Genomic DNA, 1,347 nt, shown 5'->3' on the forward strand with positions numbered 1-1,347 from the left:
TGCACGGTCAGGTGCAGCCACTGCGGCTCGACGGGGACGAGCACGTCGCGATGCTCGTGTAGGACCGGAGCGATCCGGTCCAGCAGCTCCTCCAGGTCGACGTCCCCTTCGCCTTCACCGACCTCGGGCAGGGCGTGGACCTGCCAAGACGTAGATCCACGCCAGATGCGGTCGCCGTCGATCCACCGTCGCATTCCCGGCCGCCTACGCCGGGGCCTGCGGCCGGTCGTCGAGGATGACCGGCGGGATCTCCTCGGTGGAGTGGTGCGAGCCCACGGTGTCGAGTACGGACCCGAACCCGATGTAGGTCCGTTCGGCGATGGCCTGCTCTTCCGGGCTGCCGTTCTTGCTGTTGTGGGAGGTCACCTGCAGGATCCGCACGATCTGGGGACCGGACAGCACAATCTCCAGCATCCCGTTCTCGCGTGCGGTGATGCGTTCCTCGGTCGCCTCGATACGGCGGTGGTCAGGGGTGTGGACGAGCGCCGAGGGCAGGGCCTGCAGCGCCGCCCAGGTGTCTTCGTGGCACAGCAGCCGCACCGTGCTGACTCCGGCCGCGCGCCGCATCCACCGGGTCTTCGAGGTCATATCGTCGACGAGAGCACGGATGAATCCCATGCCCGCTGATCTTGCCATCGGTGGGCGACGGAGCGGCCCCGGTCTAGAGGAGTCACCCTCTAGACCTAGAGGCCCGTGCCCCGGACCGCCCGAAGGCCCTGTCTTGCGGCGTCCGCTGCCGCGGTCGCGACCTTGCGCGGCCGCCCGTGCTTGGCGTCCTCGGTCCACAACCACCGTGGTGGTCTCGTGTTCGTGATGCCCCCTGCAGCAGTACTGCGCCCCCGGGCCACCGGATCGGGGGCGCAGCAGGTCACCGGACGCTGCTGTCGCTACCCGCAGGCGCCGAGTGCGGCGATCAGGGCGGTCCTCTCCGCTGCGTCGATGGTGAGTCCGTAGGTGGTCTTCACCGTTGGTTTTGGGGTGAGGTAGGTCTTGGGGTGGGGGTGCGCGGAGCGCTTGTACACCCTGGGGGGTTGTGGGTGGGGTTGTTTCGGGGGTTTTCACTCGTTTGTACTAGTGTTGTTGATGGTGTGGTGAAATCTGTTGCGGAGCAACGGTTTTCACCACGCACGAGAGTTTTCCCTTGCGTAGCAAGGGAAATGGAATGCTCCAAGCTTGTTGCAGAGCAACAAGTTTCGTCTTTAGACTGTACACAATGGAAACGCAACAGCATGAAAAGGCTTGCGGAGCAAGGCTTTTCATGTAATGTGTCTTTCCGCGCGCGCGGAGCGCAGCGCGTAGGCAACCGGAGGGCGGCAGAAGTCGGAGGCCAAGCGGTCTTAGGAAGAC

Annotated in this window: 2 protein-coding genes; both read right to left on the reverse strand. The window is 65.0% G+C overall.

Annotated elements, in window-relative coordinates:
* On the reverse strand, nucleotides 1-194 hold a 194-nt coding region (locus ABD976_RS29470), incomplete at its 3' end, for a hypothetical protein (RefSeq protein ID WP_345368326.1).
* A 10-nt stretch (nucleotides 195-204) separates the two neighbouring features.
* A complete protein-coding gene (locus ABD976_RS29475) occupies nucleotides 205-618 on the reverse strand; it encodes a hypothetical protein (protein ID WP_345368327.1) in 414 nt (137 codons plus the stop codon).
* Between the last annotated feature and the right edge of the window lie 729 nt (nucleotides 619-1,347).

This window comes from Saccharopolyspora cebuensis, from assembly GCF_039542665.1.
Classification (GTDB): domain Bacteria; phylum Actinomycetota; class Actinomycetes; order Mycobacteriales; family Pseudonocardiaceae; genus Saccharopolyspora; species Saccharopolyspora cebuensis.

Bases quoted from the DNA above. Each gene is read 5' to 3' on its own strand.
- ABD976_RS29475 (WP_345368327.1), bottom strand. From the start codon at position 618: ATGGGATTCATCCGTGCTCTCGTCGACGATATGACCTCGAAGACCCGG.